Here is a 16,098-nt window from a genome sequence, read left to right on the forward strand (position 1 = left end):
TTCACGAGCCGTACGTCCACAGCCGAAGCCCCTCGGCGCCGCCGAGGGCCACGGTCTCGCCGCGCGGGGCCATTGCCACCACGTCGGACGGCAGGATGTCGGAGTCCAGGAAGCCCTCCTTGTACCTGTGCGCTGTCCGGGCAACCGTGGTGTGCCAGATCCGCACCTCTCCCTCTTCGGCCGTGACGAAGAGGTCCCCCGGCCCGAAGGCTGTCGCGTCGGGAGGGCGCGACCCTCCGTCCAGGATCGCCACGACGTTGCCGGAGCCGGAGGCCCGGATCACCGTCTCCCCGTCGGACCTGATGTCCACCCACGGCGCGATGGGTCCAGTGATCCGGGCGGCGCTGCGGCCGCTGGCGGCCTCCCAGGCCCGCACCGCCCCCTTCCCATCGAGGCCCACGAGGACGCGTCCGTCCGGAGTGAAGCGGATCATCTCGATGTCCACCTCCCCCGCCGACAGGGTGACCGGCTTGCTCAGCGCGGCCATCGGCCAGACCTTGACGTCACCGGATCCAACGGCCGCGATGCTGTCCCCGGTCGGCGAGAACAGCACGCGCGTGACCGTGTCGTACTCGCCGACGACGAGGGTCGCCCTGACCTGCTGATCGGCGACGTCCCAGAGCTTGACGGCGCCGTCACGCCCGCCGCTGGCGAGGGTTTTCCCGTCGGGGCTGAAGGCGAGCACCGTGACTTCCTCGCGGTGCCCCGCGGCGACGGCCTTCGTCTTCCCCGTCGCCACATCCCAGAACGTGATCGCGAACGTCCCGGCGTCCGCGCTGGCGAGCGTGGCGCCGTCCGGGCTGAACGCCACCGCGCTCACCGCGTCGTCGTCGAGCGTCTCCATCGTGGAATTGCGCTGGTGCAGGACCAGGTGGCCGCACAGGATGACGCCGGCCAGCAGCGTGAACCACAGCAGCGCCCGTGGTCGCCGTTGGCCGAACGGTCGAAAGGCCCGCGCGGACCAGGGCGGCACCTCCCGGGACCGATCGACGCGGACGTGGTCAGGGACGACCGCGTCCAGTCTGGTCGCCATGGTCGCGGGGCCGAGGCCGATGTCTCCGACGATCCACGTCGGCCCGCGGCCGCCCTGCTCCGGGGGAGCCTGAAAGATCTTCCCTGGCGTCGGCCCGGGCGTCGGCGCACGTGCCGACAGCTCGATTCCCAGTCTGGAACCGCCTGTCGACGACGCTGCGCCCGGCCAGATGGCGATGGTGGCCACGTGCTCCCAGGGCAGATCAGGCGGTGATCCGCGGGAGCCGGCAAAGTGGAGGCCGCGCGAACCGAACCCGATGGTGCCGTGCCACGGGTCCACGATGGTCTCCGCCAGACTCCACACCAGTAGCCCCAGCATGACGACGACTGCGGGTATCGACATCCACTCGGGAAGGGCGCTGGCCGTCACCAGCTCGACGAGCAGGACTACCGCCCAGAACACGAGGACGAGCAGGGCCAGCCGAGCCCACGCGTGGGCACCTCGGGTCTTTTCGGGTACCGCGACCGGGAACGTCGTCGTCTGCGCCCCGGTCGACTGTGGCGGCGACCCCGCGCTCTGCCGCTGGCGAGGTGGCGTGGACCGGTCCGGGTGCACGGTCGTGGCCTGCCGTTCCCAGGATTCGCCCACCGGGGCGGCGTCGGCATCGGCCTCGACGCTGTCCGCCGCGGGAGGGTCGGCCTCCGCGGCTGCGGCGGAGGCCGTGCTGTCCCGGCGTCCCGTCGCCCCGGCCTCGACCGGAACGGCGAGCAGGTCGCGGGCCTGCTGAACGGTGAGCCGTTGCGCCACATCCCGGATGAGCAGACCACTGATCACCGTGGCCAGTGGGTCCCCACAGGTCATGGCCGGGATGTCGTCGTAGAGGATGGCGTGCAGGGTGGCCGCGGTGGACGCCCGCTCGAAGGGCAGCTCACCGGTGACGGCCTGGGCGAGAGTCACGCCCGCCGACCAGAGATCGGCGGCGGGTGTGGGGTCGCTGCCCTGAAACAACTCCGGCGCGAGGTAACCGGTCGAGCCCATCACCCCGTGGCGGGTCAGACGTGCGTCCCCCGCGGCCTGCGCGATGCCGAAGTCGAGCAGCTTCACCGCGTCGCCGGGGAGCACCATGATGTTGCCGGGTTTGACGTCGCGGTGTACGACGCCGACCGAGTGCGCGGCGTCCAGTGCGTCCAGCATGCGTACGCCGATCGCCGTCACGCGGGCCGGCGACAACGCCCCCTCCCGATCGAGGAGATCGGCCAGCGTGGGCGCGTCCACCAGCTCCGTCACGATGTAGACGGCCTCGTCGTCGCCGCTTGCCGGCACGAGGTCGTGGATCGCCACGACCGCCGGATGGTTGATCCGCCCGGCGGTCCGCGCCTCCCGCAGCGCCCGCTCGCCGAACAGCCGCCGCTCGTCGCCGGTCAGGCCACCCGGGGCGCGGACCTCCTTGACCGCGACGACGCGCCCGATCAGCTCGTCGGTCGCCCGCCAGACGACACCCATGCCGCCCCGGCCGAGCACACTCTCCAACCGGTAGCGGCCCGCGACGAGCCGCTGCGCCGACTGGGGATCTGGCACCCTCGCGCTCCTTGCCGTCGACCACTACAGTCGGCGCGTACGTTACTCCGCCCGATCGTGGGTCGGTGTCCGTCCACAACAGACCGGATCCGCTGCGTGAGCCGGTCCCAGTGGTCCGCGAGGCCAACTCCGATCGTACGAGAAGGCGGCTTCCGGAGGGGTCACGGGGCGATGGCAACCGGGTTCGGTTTTGATCGGGACAGGGTCGTCGACGCCGCCCGGCAGTTGACGCACGTACGCTCGGATCTGGAGTCGGCCGGGCAGCGGACCCCGCGCCTCGCGCCGACCGGCTCGAGTGAGATCGACGCCGCGCTCCAGCAGTTCAGCACGGCGGCGACGCGGCACCAGACCGGCCTGCTGGCCGCCGTGACGGCGGCCGCGGCCCGGCTCGACGGTGTGGTCGCGGGCCACGCCCAGCTCGACAGCTCGCTCGGCAGTCAGTTGCCGACCAACAAACCCTCGAAGGGAAAGACTCATGAGTGACGTCAGCGTCGGCTACGAGGGTCTCCAGTCGGCGGCCCGGAGCCTGACCAGCGGGCAGGAGGAGATGACCCAGAAGCTGAGCGCACTGAAGGCGATGATCGACCAACTGGTCAACAGCGAGTTCCGCACCCAACTGGCCTCGGGCCGTTTCCAGGACTCCTACCAACAGTGGACGACAGGCGCCCAGAACATGATCGGTGGCCTGGAGGGCATGTCGTCGTTCCTGGTCGGGGTCGTCCGCGAGCACCAGGAGCTGGACGCCAGGCTGGCCGGGGGCATCAACGGCTGAGCGCCTGCCGACATGGACGACTGGCAGGTCCTCGACCTCTACGACGGTGACCCGACCCCGGGCGATCCGGCCTCGATCCAGGCGATGGTGGCCGATCTCCAGCGTCGGGCCGGGGAAGCCAACGGGCACAGCGCCCGGCTGCGATCCGTCGCGGCGAACAGCGGTGCGCTGGCCCTCCGGGGCGACTTCGCCGCGACCGTGGACCGCGAACTCGCACAACTGCCCGACGACGCCAAAGCCCTGGCCGACGCTTACCTCGCCGGCGCACAGGCGCTGTCCGTCTTCGCCAACGAGCTGGCGCGTGCCCAGGCACAGTCCCGGGCCGCGCTGCGTCTCGCGGTGGCCGCTGACAGTCAGTACCGGAACCTGCTCGGTCAGTTCTGTGGTCTGACCGGTCGGCGCACCTACGGGCCGGGTGTCTGGCGAGGGCTCAACGAGTCGTACGCGGCGGGGCAACGCGAGCCGGTCTTCACGATGGTCGTCCGCATCGGTCAGGCCGCGCGGTTGTGTGAGACGGAACGCGAGCAGGCTCGGGCCTCCGCGCTGCAGGCGAAGGGCCTCTATCAGGCTGCCGCAGCGCGGTGCGCCGCCGCGATCCGCGCCGCGGTGGTGCCCCTCGGCCGTCTGCAGTCCGGAGGCTCACCGATCTCGGGGGGCAACCCGGCGACCGGGCGGGTGTCGCAGCAGAGGCACCCGGCCGGGTCGAGCGGCTCGGGAGCCACCACCGCCGCGCCGAAACAGCGCAGCACGCCACCCACACCGCCCAGCACGCCACCCACACCGCCCGCGCCGACACAGACCAACCGGCCGCCCGCGCCGACGCGGCCGCCCGACCCGGGCGACATCCGGTACACCGATGCGTCGAAGAAACACATCGTCGAGGGTGAGGGCAGCCGGCAGGGCGGCCACCTCGCGGGCACCGGCCTGCCCGGCAAGACGGAGTTCCCGAAGGACTGGGACGAGTCGAAGATCCGCGATGCCGTGCTCCAGGTGACGCAGCAGGGCCCGCCAATGAAGGGGCCGTACCTGACCAAGGACGCGGACGGCAATCGGCGGTGGGCCTACGACTACGAAGGCGTGGTCAACGGCGTCAAGGTCAAGACGACAGTGCTCGCCGACGGCGAGATACGTACGTCCTACCCGACGGACCCCAGCGATCCGGGTGTCATCAGGAACCCGAACGCGCCGACGCCTGCTCCGCGGGGAATCCCGAACAGCACCACGCCTCGTTACAGTAATCCCGCTGTCGGTGGCGACGGCAGTTGGACCTGGGAAGGCCCGAAGGGCAGAAAGATCATCAGGGTCGTCCAGGACGCTCAGGGGAACGTCACGACGACCGAGCTCGGCGACTACAACAAGAGATGAACACCATGGATGTGAAGTCCTACGCGGCGGTCGCCGAGGTGTGTCGACGCCTCGCGGGCCGGCTGGCCGACGACACCCTCGGCACCGTGCGGGAGCACTATTCCGCAGGCGAGTCGGCCCTGGCCGACGACACGCTGCTGCTCAGCCTCGCGTACCACGGGGTCGGCATCACCGTCGAGGAACAGGCACTGATGCGCTCCTTCCTCGGTGACCCCGACGGCCCCGACCTGGCCGAGGTGCCGATCATCGCCGAGGTGCCGACCCCGCCGTACCGGTTCAGCCCCACCGGGCCGACGGACGCCCCCGACCCGACCGCGGCCGACGACCTCCTGTCGACCGATGCCGCGCGTCGGAACGGCCGCAGCCTGCACCGCGTCTGGCGGGCCCCGCTCGACGGCGCACCGGACGAAGCGGCCTGGCTCTACGTGCTGCGGGTGGCCGAGGGCACCGACGAGCTCGCGACGTACGCGGGCGTGACGGCGCAGCTGTGGACGACGCTGCGGCAGAGGTGGCCGGTCGAGGTCGTCGCCGACGGCTCGACGCGGACGCCGTACCAGGAGGCCGCCCTGGCCGGCGCGGCGACGATCTGGCACACCTGAGGGCAACGCCCGACGGTGTCCAGGGCGGCGCCGGGGCGGCGTAGGAACCGATCCAGTCCGGCCCGGCTCTGCCGCAGCGTAACCACCACGATGGTGGGTCGACTGCCCCTGGGGTCGGCTAGCGGACATCCGCCAGGCCCAATCACGACAGCACCCGCCGTCCTCGACGGCCAGGCTGGCCGGGATCGCCGACGACGGACGTCGGTCCGAGGAGGCGCGCGGCCCATGGGCGTACCCCGGGCAGGGTCGGTAGGGCGTGTGGCGCTCGCCGGCTGCCTCGCCCTGCTGCTGCTCGCCACGACGGCCGGATGCCGCAGGTCGCGTCCCAAGCCGGCCCCCTCCGGCGGTACGGCGACTCTCGGCCTCACCGTCACGGCGTCGCAGCCGGTGTACCGGGTGGGTGAGCAGGTCACCATCCGGCTCAAGCTGGTCAACAACAGGGACGCCGAGTGCAGGCTGAGCCGGGTGCCGGCCGGCGCGGTGACGGTCATGGCGCTGACCCGTGACGGGGCGCCTGTCGCCCCCGCCATCGGTGCTGCCGCCTACTACCGGGACTTCACCGCGTACCTCATCGAGAACCTGGTCGCGGTGCCACCGCGCGGCGCGGTGGAACTGACCGTCGACAGTGACCCGCAGAGCCCCGTGGGAGCGGCCGTGACCACCTCCGCCTCCGACGGGCGCGGCGGGGCCACCGTGACGTGGTGGCCAGTGGATCAGCCCGGGGCGTACCGGCTGGTGGTGGGTTACCTGCGGGCGCCCCTGCCGGGGGTGCCGGCGGACGCCTGCGCCGCGACGGCCGAGCAGGGCACTGTCGAGTTCGAGGTGAGGGGCGGGTGAGCGGCGTGCGCGCGATTCGGCTGGGCGTGGTCCTGGCGGGGGTGCTGGTGCTGTTGGCCCCGCAGTCGGCGTCCGCCGTGGTCACCGTCAATTCCGACGTGCAGACGGAGTACGCGGGCTGCGTCGGGCAGATCCGCGGCTCGGGCAACGGCGCGGTGCTCGACGAGTTGGAACGCTCCGGTAAGGAGATCAAGGTCCGCAAGCCCATCTTCGGTTCGGAGAGCGACACCACGACGTACATCCCGGGCAGTGACGTGCAGATCAACTGGGTGCCGGGCAACGACGGGCGGAAGCTGCCGGAGGAGGGCCCGGGGTTCACCGAGGACCAGTGCGCCACCCTCATCCACGAGATGAACCACGCCCTCGACATGGTGAACAACACCGACCGGGGCCAGTTCTGCACCCAGGGCGGTCAGTTCGCGAGCGGGGCGGACCCCGGCGAGGTGCACGCGGTGCTGGCCGAGAACGCGTACCGCAAGGCCGTCGGGGTGCCGCTGCGCACGACGTACGGCGGCTTCCCGCTGCCGACGAACGGCAAGGACTGCGACCCGCCCGGCCCGCAGACTCCCCGTGGCGGCTGCTCGATCTCGGTGGTCGGCAAGGGTTATCGCTGTGCGAACAGCAACGGCGACCCGCACCTGCTCACCTACGACGGTCTCCGCTACGACTTCCAGGCCGCCGGTGAGTTCGTGCTCAGCCGCTCGACGACCGACGACTTCGAGGTCCAGACCCGGCAGACGATGTTCCCGGCCAGCTCGGTGGTGGCCGTCAACGCCGCCGTCGCGGCGCGGGTGAAGGGTGACCGGGTAGGCGTGTACGCGACACCCGGCGGCCCGGTGGTCCGGGTGAACGGCGCACCGCCTGTCGTCACGCCTACCGGGACGAAGCTGCAGCACGGCGGCACGGTCACCACCTGGGGCGACGGCACGGTGACTGTGGACTGGCCGGACGGCACGCGGCTGACCGCGCACCCTCTCGGCGTCTGGGGGCTGAGCGTGAGCGTCAGCGCCCCGGACGCCCGGGCCGGGACGCTTGAGGGGCTGCTCGGGGACCGCGACGGCGACCCGGGCGACGACCTGGCCGTCCGCGGCGGCAAGCGGGTGGCCCTGCCGCTCACGTTCGAGGCGCTCCACCCCGGCTTCGCCGACAGTTGGCGCGTCGAGGCACCTCGGTCGCTGTTCGACTACGAGCCGGGTCAGGACACCGGCACGTTCACCGATCGGCGCTTCCCCGAACGGCTGCTCACCGTCGGCGAACTGCCCAACCGGGCCACCGCCGAACTCGTCTGCCGGCGGGCCGGCGTCACCGACCCGCAGACCCTCGCCGACTGCGTGCTCGACGTCGGGCTCACCGGACAGGTCGCGTTCGCCACCGACGCCGCGCGCGCCCAGCGGGACGCCCCCGCCGCCGGCGACGTCACCCTGGAGGTCACCCGACCCGGCGCCACCGCCGCCCTGAAGGTGCCCGGTCGAGCCGGCCAGAAGATCTTCGTCGAGGTGCCGACCGCGACCACGCCGGATCGGTGCGGCATCCTGCTGCTGCTCGACCCGCAGGGGCGTCAACTGGCGAGCGGCTGTGTCATCTCCGGTGTCGGCTTCATCGACACCACCACGCTTACCGAGACCGGCGACCACCAGGTGGTGCTCGACCCGTGGGGCACCGACCTCGGCCGCGCGACGGTACGGGTCGTCACCGTCACCGACGAGGAGAAGACGCTCACCCTGGACGGGCCGGCGGTGCGGGCGACGCTCGCCCAGCCGGGAGCGGTGAGCCGCCTGGCCTTCGACGGGCGTACCGGCCAGAAGGTCTTCCTCCAGGTCACCGGCGCGACCCTGCCGGACCGGTGCGGCCTGCTGCGGCTGCGCGACCCGGCGGGCGCGGAGGTGGCCACCGGCTGCGTGATCGGCGGCCTGGGCAACGTGGACGGGTTCGTCCTGCCGGCCACCGGCCGCTACGTCCTGGAGGTCGACGGGACCTCCACCGACACCGGCTGGGCGGACGTGCGGCTGCGCGACGCCCACGACGAGCAGGCCGACACCGTCGCCGACGGGCGGGCCGTCACGCTTACCGTCGGCCGGCCGGGCGCGGTGAGCCGGCTGCGGTTCCCCGCCGACGCCGGTCGCCGCGTCACAGTCGAGGTGACAGGCGCCAACCTGCCCGACAGGTGCGGGATCCTGCTGCTGAACGGTCCGGACGACGCGACGGTGGCAAGTGGCTGTGTGATCGGCGGAAGCGGCAGGTTCGAGGCGGGTCCACTGCCGAAGAAGGGCACCTACACACTCGTTCTCGACCCGTGGGCGGACGACACCGGGTCCGCCACGGTCACCCTGCGCCAGGCCGGATGACCCGCCGCCTGGCGCAGGGTGACCGGGAGGGCCCGGTCCGGCCGGCCCGGCGAGCGGGCCGGCCGGACCGCGGTGTCAGCCGGTCGTGCAGACGGTGCCGTTGAGTCTGAACGCGGTGGGCAGCACGTTCGGCCCGCTGTACGCGCCGACGAAGCCGGCGCTCACGCTGGCCCCCGCGGCGATCTGCCGGTTGTCGTCGGTCGGGGTGACGCGCACGGACGCGCCGACCTGCTCCCAGGTGGCGCTCCAGCCGCTGCTCACCTGCTGCCAGCCGGTGGGCCAGGTCCAGGTGAGCGTCCAGCCACTGATGGGCTTCGTCCCGTTGTTGGTGATCTCGACGCCGCCGATGTAGCCGTTGCCCCAGTCGTTGGCGGTGGTGAAGCGGACGGTGCACGCGCTGGCCGCCGGGCTGCCGGTGGCGAACGTCAACGGCGGTGAGGCCCAGGACACCCGGCCGGCCGTGTCGCGGGCCAGCACGTTGACCGTGTACCTACTTCCCGGCACCAGGTTGCCGACGGTGAACGACGTGGTCGCCGTCTCGCCGAGCTGCTCGCTGACCGCGCCGTTCTGCCGGAACACCTCGTACTTGGCGATCGGGCTGCTGCCTGCGGTGGCCGCCGGCCAGGTGATCGTCGCGGCCCGGTCGGTGACGGTGGTGGCGGTGGGCTGGCCCGGGGCCGAGGGCCGCCCGGCGGTCGCGCCGGCCGGGCGCAGCACGAGCGTCGTCAACGAGTACGGCGGCAGCGTCCGACTGGTCGCCGAGCCGGACTGGCCGGTGGCGATGCCCGTCGCGCCGTTGGTGAGGGTGGACACCGTCGGCGCGGCTGTCGACGGCGTGAACCCGGCGTAGTCGATGGCGACGTCGTGGGCCGCGTCCGGGTCCTTGTTGACCAGGAGCACGGCCAGGTCGCCGTTGGCTCGCCGCACGGCGTGCGCGCTGACCAGCGGCTCGTCGGTGCCGGCGCGCACGAACTGGTCGCCGGTCGTCGCGAACAGCTTCATCATGCCCAGCGCGTGGTACGGCGCGAACGGCGTGTTCAACGGCGGTTCGCACACCGAGCCGTCCGCCGTGCAGCCGCCACTGGACAGCATCCCGAAGTCGCCGTAGTCGGTCTGGCCCGCCACCTCGCTCACGGTGCCGATGCCGTTGTGCACGTTCCACCACTGGGCGGTGAAGACGCCGTTCTCCAACAGCCCGCTGTACGCGTCGGCCAGGAACAGCGCCCCCGGCTGGGTGTTCTGGCCGGTGCCCACGTTCAGTTCGGTGAAGCTCATGCCGATCCGGTCGGCGTTCGGGCCCGCGTACCGGCTGAGCTGCTGCCGGAGCAGGTAGGTCGCGTCGGGAAGCTGGTTGGTGCGGGTAAGCGACTCCGCGGCGGTGCCACCCGGGTACCAGTGCACGTCCACGAAGTCGATCTTCGGGCCGGCGAGGGAGAGAACTGTCTGGTTCCACGGACCCGGGTCGCTGCCGGCGGTGATCCCGTCCGGCCAGTTGCCAGGCATCGTCAGCACCGCGCCGACCCTGATGCTCGGGTCGACCGCCTTCATCGCGTCGGCGTACTCGACTACCAGCCGCGCGTACTGGCTGGCGCTCTTGTCCGGGTGGTCGTCCGCCTCCCACGCCGACCCGTAGAGCCCGTTGCCGTAGTTCTCGTTGCCGATGGTCCAGTACCGCGCGCCGTAGCCCTTTGTCACATTGGCGTAGCGCACCCATTCGGCGGCCTCGGCCGGTGTGCCGGTGCCGTAGTTAGCGATGATCATCGGTTGGGCGCCGACCCGCTCGACCGCCGCCATGAACGTGTCGAAGTCGGTGTTCGGGGCGACGTACCCGCCGGGAGCAGTGTGGTCCTTCCAGTGGTAGATGTCCGCGTACGAGCCGCCGGGATAGCGCATCATCTGCACGCCTGCGTCGCGCAGCAGGTCCGACGTCTCGGTGGTGCCCAGGTTCTGGTCCCAGATGGCATGGTTGACGCCCAACGCGGTGTCGGGCACCGTCGCCAGGCCGGCGCGGGCGTTCACTGTCACGGCGACCGGGTCGGGCGCCGCGCTGGCGGTCGGGGGGTTGATGCCGGAGAGCGCGCCCGCGGCAAGCAACAGGCTCGCCAGGACTGCCGTACGGCTTCTCGGGATGTGCATGGCTGGGTTCCTTCGCGATGAACGACAGTGAGTCGCCCAGCCGGCAGGGTGCGGCGCGGTGACGGGCGGACTCGTGGACGGACAGGCCCCGGCGTCCCGTCGCTCGTGCCCCATCCCCCGGGTGTCCTGCTCGGACCCCGGTTGCCCAGTGGATGGGCGTCAGCCCCGCGCGCAGCAGGTCATCGACGGCCAAGAATGTCACGGTCGAATCAGGGATCTCAAGGGGTACGCGGCGGCACCCAGGGACAAATGTCCTGGCCGACTGCGTATCGGTGGCTCTGCCGGCCCCGCTGGCCCGCGCCTAGCGTGCTGGACATGGATGACACAGCCGTACGCCTCACCGGACTGACCCGGCGGTTCGGCCCGGTCCGAGCCCTCGACGGAGTCGACCTCAGCATCGCGCGGGGCAGCACTGCCGCCCTGCTCGGCCCCAACGGCGCAGGCAAGACCACCGCCATCTCGATCATGCTGGGCCTCGACCCGCCCGACGGCGGCGAGGTGACCCTGTTCGGCCGGCCTCCGGCCGATGCTGTCCGGGCCGGGCAGGTCGGCGCGATGCTCCAGGACGCGGGGTGGGTGCCGGCCGCGACGATCCGGGAGGTGGTCGAGCTCGCCCGGGCGCTCTACCCCCGCCCGCTGGCCACCGACCGGATACTCGCTCTGGCCGGGCTGACCGACCGGGCAGACCGCCGACTCGACAGGCTCTCCGGCGGTGAGGCGCAACGCGCGCGGTTCGCCTTCGCGCTGGCCGGTGGCTCGGACCTGCTGATCCTCGACGAGCCCACCGCCGCGATGGACGTCGCCGCCCGGCAGGCGTTCTGGACGGCCATCCACCGGTACACCGCGGAGGGGCACACCGTCCTGTTCAGCACCCACCATCTGCACGAGGCCGACGAGTTCGCCGACCGGGTCGTGGTGCTCGCCGCGGGTCGGGTGGTCGCCGATGGACCACCGGCCCAGATCCGTGCTCTGGCTGGCGGGCGCACGGTCTCCTTCGACCTCGCCGGGAGACCGGCCGAGGGGCTGGAGGCACTTCCCGGCGTCCGGTCGGTGCAGGTCCGGGGCGACCGGGTCGTACTCACCAGCGACGACTCCGACGCCACCGTGCTCGCCCTGGCCGGCACCCGCGGGTTCCGGAGCCTGGAGGTCAGCACCGCCGCGCTGGAGGCCGCGTTCCTCACCCTCACTGCTACTCCGCCGGAGCACTGACATGCGCGCATACCTACGATTCGAGCTGCGTCGGCTGGTCCGGGACCCACGGCTGCTGCTGTTCAGCGTCCTCGGACCCGTGGTCACGTACGTGATCTTCTCGATGCTGAGCGCCGACGGTGATCAGCTGGAGGGCGTGGACGCGTCGGCCGCTCTCATGGTCGGCCTGGCCGGCTACGGCGCGCTGGCGGGCGTTCTCTCGGTGGGTTCGTCGGTCTCCCAGGAACGGGCGGTGGGCTGGCTGCGCCAACTTCGCGTCACCCCGCTGCCCGCCGGGCAGGCGGTGATCGCGAAGGCGCTGGTCTGCACGCTCAGCGGGGTGCCGTCGGTCGTCGCGGTCGGCGTCGCCGGGCGGATCCAGCACGACGTCGACCTGGGTGCAGGCCGGTGGGCCGCGCTGCTGCTGCTGATGTGGGTCGGCACGTTGCCGTTCGCGCTGCTCGGGCTCGCCATCGGGTACGGCCTCACTCCCCAGATCGCCCAGCCGGTCAACTTCCTCGCCTTTCTCGGCCTGTCGGTGCTCGGCGGTCTGCTGGTGCCGGTGGCGTACTTCCCCGCCGCGCTGCGGCACCTCGCGCACGCCCTGCCGACGTACCGGTTCGCGGAGCTCGGTTGGCGGTCGGTGGCCGGGCTGGCGCCCTCCCCCTCCGGTCTCGGCGTACTCGCCGCCTGGGGCCTGGCCTTCGCGGCGCTCGCGGCGTGGGCGTACCGACGGTCGACCGTCCGCCGTTGAGCCTCGCTACCGTGGCCACCATGTCGTCAGGTACGGAGGAATCCGTCGGGCGGGTTCGGAACCGTCGCGGTTTCCTGCTCGTCGCGGCGCACACGCTGTGGCTCTGGCTCCTGCTGACACCGGCCGCAGCCATCGCACGCGGGCAGGTGCACCCCGCGGCGGCGGCGACCGTCGGGCTTGTCGTCTTCGCGCTGCTCTACCTCGCCCTGGTGGCCGTACCCGTGGCCGACCTGGCCGTCCGACCAGCCCTGCACCACGCCGGCCTGGCGGCTTTCGCGCTGCTCGCGGTCGGGCTGGCGGTCGCGTACGGCGGCGGGCCGGAGGGCTGGCTGGTCCTGTTCATGTACGTCGCCGCGGCCGGCGCGGTCGGTTTCGTCCGAGCGGCCTGGGGGTTCGGGTGGGTCGGCGGGTCCGTCGCCGCCGTCGTGGCGATCGGAGTGGCGCACGGTCTGCCCGCCGCCGACACCGCTCAGACGGCACTGATCACCGTGCTCGCGGGCACCCTGACGTTGGCGTTCTCCCGGACGGCCCGCCTGGTGGAGGAGTTGCGCCGCACCCAGCGGGAGTTGGCCCGGACGGCGGTGCAGCAGGAACGGCTGCGGTTCGCCCGGGACCTGCACGACCTGCTGGGCCACACACTGTCGCTGGTAGTGGTGAAGGCGGAGGTGGTGCGCCGGATCGCCCCGACGGATCCACTCCGAGCCGCGGCGGAGGCGGCCGACATCGAGCGGATCGGTCGCACCGCCCTCAGCGAGGTCCGCGAGGCGGTCACCGGTTACCGGGAGCGCAGCTTCGGCCGGGAACTTGACAGCGTCCGGACGGCACTCGCCGACGTCGGGATCTCGGTCACCGTACGGGAGACACACCATCCGCTCGGCGTGGAGGCCGACGACGCGTTCGGTTGGGCGCTCCGGGAAGGGGTGACGAACGTGCTGCGGCACAGCCGCGCGTCGCGATGCGAGATCGAGGTCGCCGCCGACGCCCGCGAGTCGGTACTGACCATTCGGGACGACGGGGTGGGCGGCCGGCCGCAGCCGGGTAACGGCCTGCGCGGCCTCACCGAGCGGCTGGAGCAGGCGGGCGGCGAACTGCACGTCGCGCCGGTACGCAGCGGCGGAATGCTGCTCACCGCCCGGGTCCCGCACTCCCCCGCCGGACGGTGGCCCCGATGATCCGGCTGCTACTCGCCGAGGACCAGGGCATGATGCGCGGCGCGCTGGCCCTGCTGTTGAACCTCGAAACCGACATCAAGGTGGTGGCCGAGGCCGCCACCGGGGCCGAGGCGACCGAGGCCGCCCTTCGGGTCCGTCCGGACGTGGCCCTCCTGGACATCGAGATGCCCGACGGCAGCGGCCTCGACACGGCCGCCGTCCTGCGGGACAGGCTGCCCTCCTGCCGGGTGCTGATCCTCACCACGTTCGGTCGGCCCGGCTACCTACGGCGGGCGATGGAGGCCGGCGCCCGTGGCTTCCTGGTCAAGGACGGGCCGGTCGAGGAGTTGGCGGTGGCCGTCCGACGGGTGCTCGCGGGCGACCGGGTGATCGACCCGGCCCTCGCGGCGGCAGCCCTGTCGGCCGGCCCGAACCCGCTCACCGACAGGGAACGGGACGTGCTCGCCGCCGCCGTGGACGGTGCAACGGTCGCGGACATCGCCGCCGGGCTGCACCTGTCGGAGAGCACCGTCCGCAACTACCTGTCCGCCGCCATCGGAAAGACCGCGACCCGCAACCGGATCGAGGCGGCCCGCACCGCGCGCGCCAACGGCTGGCTCTGATGCACTGCGGTCGGCCAGGCATGTCATGGTCTCCGGAGGACCCGCCGGACGCAGGCCGCTCACCCACGTGAACTGACGTCATACGTTACGTCTTGACGAACAGCATGTTATCGCTCACAGTCGATGCGGGGCGATCAGCGTCCACGGCTCACCGGGAGAGCCTTCGCTGGTCAGGGCACCCTTCGGCGGGCGGGCGGCGCAACAGGACCAGTCAGCAGCCGCGCATGACGCGCGGCAGACGTCGCGCGTCCGGGCCTCCTTCCCGCGCGGCATCCCCACCCCCACCACCCCCGCTGCACTCACTGCGAAGGAACCGCCGATGAGAACAAGACTCGCTCTGCTGGCCGCCGGGTTGGCGACGGCTCTGGCCACGATGACGGCTGTGGTCACGCTCGCCACCCCGGCGTCTGCCGCGACGCTCACCCAGGTGAGCAACTTCGGCACCAACCCGACGAACCTGCAGATGCACCTGTACGTGCCCGACCGGGTCGCGGCCCGCCCGGCGCTGCTCCTCGCACTGCACTACTGCACCGGCAGCGGCCCGGCCGTGCACAGCGGTTTCGGCCTCAGCTCCCTGGCCGACCGCTACGGCTTCATCGTGATCTACCCGTCGGTGACCCGCAGCAGCAAGTGCTGGGACGTCTCCTCCCCGCAGGCCCTGCGCCGCGACGGCGGCAGCGACCCCGTCGGCCTGAAGTCCATGCTCGACTACGTCCGCGGCCGCTACCCCGTCGACTCGACACGCATCGCCGTGGGTGGCTTCTCCTCCGGCGCCATGATGACCAACGTCATGCTCGGCCTCTACCCGGACGTGTTCAGCGCCGGCTTCAGCTCCTCCGGAGTCCCGTTCGGCTGCTTCGCCACCACAAACGGCGCGGAGTGGAACAGCGAATGCTCCGGCGGACGCATCACCAAGACCCCGCAGCAGTGGGGTGACCTGGTCCGCAACGCCTACCCCGGCTACACCGGCGCCCGCCCCCGTGTCCAGATCTGGCACGGCACCACGGACACCACGCTGAGCTACGTCAACTTCGGCGAACAGATCAAGCAGTGGACAAACGTGCAGGGCGTCTCCCAGACCCCCAGCTACACCGACTACCCCCAGACAAGCGCCACCCGCACCCGCTACGGAGGCACCGGCCCCACCGCCCCGGTCGAAGCGATCAGCTTCCAGGGCTACGGCCACTCCATTCCGTTCGACGCCGCCCAGGCCATCCGCTTCCTCGGCTTCGACACCACCAACCCCACCACCCCGCCGCCGACCACCGCGCCGCCGACCACCCCGCCGCCGAGCGGCACGGCTGCGCCGCTGCGCAACGTCAACGCCGGCCGGTGCCTGGACGTCCCCTCCAGGTCGCAGACGAACGGCACGCAGGTGGCGTTGTGGGACTGCAACGGCGGCACCAACCAGCAGTGGACGTCGACCGCAGCCAGGCAACTCCAGGTGTACGGCACCAAGTGCCTGGACGCCGAGGGCGCCGGGACGTCCTCCGGCACCCGGGTGATCATCTGGGACTGCAATGGTGGCACCAACCAGCAGTGGAACATCAACACCGATGGCACGGTCACTGGAGTGCAGTCCGGCCTGTGCCTCGCACCGAACGCCGCCGGCACCGCCAACGGCAGCCAGGTGGTCCTCTCGACCTGCAACGGCGGCACCAGCCAGCGGTGGACCCGAAGCTGACGCGGTAACCCGATCGGCGCTGCGGCCCGGCCCGGGATCCTTCCCGAGCCGGGCCCCGTAGTCGATGCGTCGCAGCGCCGCCACGGGGGACGA

Annotated in this window: 13 protein-coding genes; 11 read left to right on the forward strand and 2 right to left on the reverse strand. The window is 72.0% G+C overall.

Features of this window, described 5'->3' with window-relative positions; genetic code table 11:
- Position 1 precedes the first annotated feature (1 nt).
- Positions 2-2,551, reverse strand: coding sequence for a WD40 repeat domain-containing serine/threonine protein kinase (locus OOJ91_RS06905; protein ID WP_266243711.1), 2,550 nt, complete (start codon positions 2,549-2,551; stop codon positions 2-4).
- Between the two features lie 171 nt (positions 2,552-2,722).
- Here OOJ91_RS06905 and OOJ91_RS06910 point away from each other — a divergent pair, with 171 nt between their 5' ends.
- From OOJ91_RS06910 to OOJ91_RS06935, 6 genes are all read left to right on the forward strand, one after another.
- Positions 2,723-3,034 carry a hypothetical protein gene (locus tag OOJ91_RS06910; RefSeq protein ID WP_266243712.1) on the forward strand — a complete coding sequence of 104 codons (312 nt, stop codon included), beginning with the start codon at positions 2,723-2,725 and terminating at the stop codon, positions 3,032-3,034.
- Positions 3,027-3,323, forward strand: a complete 297-nt coding sequence (locus OOJ91_RS06915; protein ID WP_266243713.1) for a WXG100 family type VII secretion target — start codon at positions 3,027-3,029, stop codon at positions 3,321-3,323. Before OOJ91_RS06910 ends, OOJ91_RS06915 begins: the two co-directional genes overlap by 8 nt.
- Positions 3,324-3,335: 12 nt before the next feature.
- Complete coding sequence (locus tag OOJ91_RS06920) at positions 3,336-4,688, forward strand: EndoU domain-containing protein (protein WP_266243714.1); 1,353 nt, start codon at positions 3,336-3,338, stop codon at positions 4,686-4,688.
- 5 nt (positions 4,689-4,693) lie between these two features.
- Positions 4,694-5,287, forward strand: a complete 594-nt coding sequence (locus tag OOJ91_RS06925) for a hypothetical protein (protein ID WP_266243715.1) — start codon at positions 4,694-4,696, stop codon at positions 5,285-5,287.
- A gap of 225 nt (positions 5,288-5,512) precedes the next feature.
- Positions 5,513-6,124 carry a hypothetical protein gene (locus tag OOJ91_RS06930; protein WP_266243716.1) on the forward strand — a complete coding sequence of 204 codons (612 nt, stop codon included), beginning with the start codon at positions 5,513-5,515 and terminating at the stop codon, positions 6,122-6,124.
- A complete protein-coding gene (locus tag OOJ91_RS06935; protein ID WP_266243718.1) occupies positions 6,121-8,469 on the forward strand; it encodes a VWD domain-containing protein in 2,349 nt (782 codons plus the stop codon). The genes OOJ91_RS06930 and OOJ91_RS06935 overlap by 4 nt, the downstream gene beginning before the upstream one ends.
- 75 nt (positions 8,470-8,544) lie before the next feature.
- Here OOJ91_RS06935 and OOJ91_RS06940 read toward each other — a convergent pair whose 3' ends face one another.
- Entirely contained in the window at positions 8,545-10,605 is a 2,061-nt protein-coding gene (locus OOJ91_RS06940; protein ID WP_266243719.1) for a cellulose binding domain-containing protein, read from the reverse strand.
- Between the two features lie 315 nt (positions 10,606-10,920).
- On the opposite strand from OOJ91_RS06940, the gene OOJ91_RS06945 reads away from it, so the two are divergent.
- The 5 genes from OOJ91_RS06945 to OOJ91_RS06965 all read left to right on the forward strand — a co-directional run bounded on the left by OOJ91_RS06945 (position 10,921) and on the right by OOJ91_RS06965 (position 16,005).
- Positions 10,921-11,814 carry an ABC transporter ATP-binding protein gene (locus tag OOJ91_RS06945; protein WP_266243720.1) on the forward strand — a complete coding sequence of 298 codons (894 nt, stop codon included), beginning with the start codon at positions 10,921-10,923 and terminating at the stop codon, positions 11,812-11,814.
- 1 nt (position 11,815) lies between these two features.
- Positions 11,816-12,547 carry an ABC transporter permease gene (locus tag OOJ91_RS06950; protein ID WP_266243721.1) on the forward strand — a complete coding sequence of 244 codons (732 nt, stop codon included), beginning with the start codon at positions 11,816-11,818 and terminating at the stop codon, positions 12,545-12,547.
- Positions 12,548-12,567: 20 nt separating this feature from the next.
- Positions 12,568-13,719: a sensor histidine kinase gene (locus tag OOJ91_RS06955; RefSeq protein WP_266243722.1), complete on the forward strand. Its 1,152-nt coding sequence runs from the start codon at positions 12,568-12,570 to the stop codon at positions 13,717-13,719.
- A complete protein-coding gene (locus tag OOJ91_RS06960) occupies positions 13,716-14,321 on the forward strand; it encodes a response regulator transcription factor (RefSeq protein ID WP_266243723.1) in 606 nt (201 codons plus the stop codon). Before OOJ91_RS06955 ends, OOJ91_RS06960 begins: the two co-directional genes overlap by 4 nt.
- A gap of 319 nt (positions 14,322-14,640) precedes the next feature.
- Entirely contained in the window at positions 14,641-16,005 is a 1,365-nt protein-coding gene (locus OOJ91_RS06965; protein WP_266243725.1) for an extracellular catalytic domain type 1 short-chain-length polyhydroxyalkanoate depolymerase, read from the forward strand.
- The last annotated feature ends 93 nt before the right edge of the window (positions 16,006-16,098 follow it).

Source organism: Micromonospora lupini (assembly GCF_026342015.1).
GTDB classification, from domain to species: domain Bacteria; phylum Actinomycetota; class Actinomycetes; order Mycobacteriales; family Micromonosporaceae; genus Micromonospora; species Micromonospora lupini_B.

Bases quoted from the DNA above. Each gene is read 5' to 3' on its own strand.
- OOJ91_RS06910 (WP_266243712.1), top strand. From the start codon at position 2,723: ATGGCAACCGGGTTCGGTTTTGATCGGGACAGGGTCGTCGACGCCGCC.
- OOJ91_RS06915 (WP_266243713.1), top strand. From the start codon at position 3,027: ATGAGTGACGTCAGCGTCGGCTACGAGGGTCTCCAGTCGGCGGCCCGG.
- OOJ91_RS06920 (WP_266243714.1), top strand. From the start codon at position 3,336: ATGGACGACTGGCAGGTCCTCGACCTCTACGACGGTGACCCGACCCCG.
- OOJ91_RS06925 (WP_266243715.1), top strand. From the start codon at position 4,694: ATGGATGTGAAGTCCTACGCGGCGGTCGCCGAGGTGTGTCGACGCCTC.
- OOJ91_RS06930 (WP_266243716.1), top strand. From the start codon at position 5,513: ATGGGCGTACCCCGGGCAGGGTCGGTAGGGCGTGTGGCGCTCGCCGGC.
- OOJ91_RS06940 (WP_266243719.1), bottom strand. From the start codon at position 10,605: ATGCACATCCCGAGAAGCCGTACGGCAGTCCTGGCGAGCCTGTTGCTT.
- OOJ91_RS06945 (WP_266243720.1), top strand. From the start codon at position 10,921: ATGGATGACACAGCCGTACGCCTCACCGGACTGACCCGGCGGTTCGGC.
- OOJ91_RS06950 (WP_266243721.1), top strand. From the start codon at position 11,816: ATGCGCGCATACCTACGATTCGAGCTGCGTCGGCTGGTCCGGGACCCA.
- OOJ91_RS06955 (WP_266243722.1), top strand. From the start codon at position 12,568: ATGTCGTCAGGTACGGAGGAATCCGTCGGGCGGGTTCGGAACCGTCGC.
- OOJ91_RS06960 (WP_266243723.1), top strand. From the start codon at position 13,716: ATGATCCGGCTGCTACTCGCCGAGGACCAGGGCATGATGCGCGGCGCG.
- OOJ91_RS06965 (WP_266243725.1), top strand. From the start codon at position 14,641: ATGAGAACAAGACTCGCTCTGCTGGCCGCCGGGTTGGCGACGGCTCTG.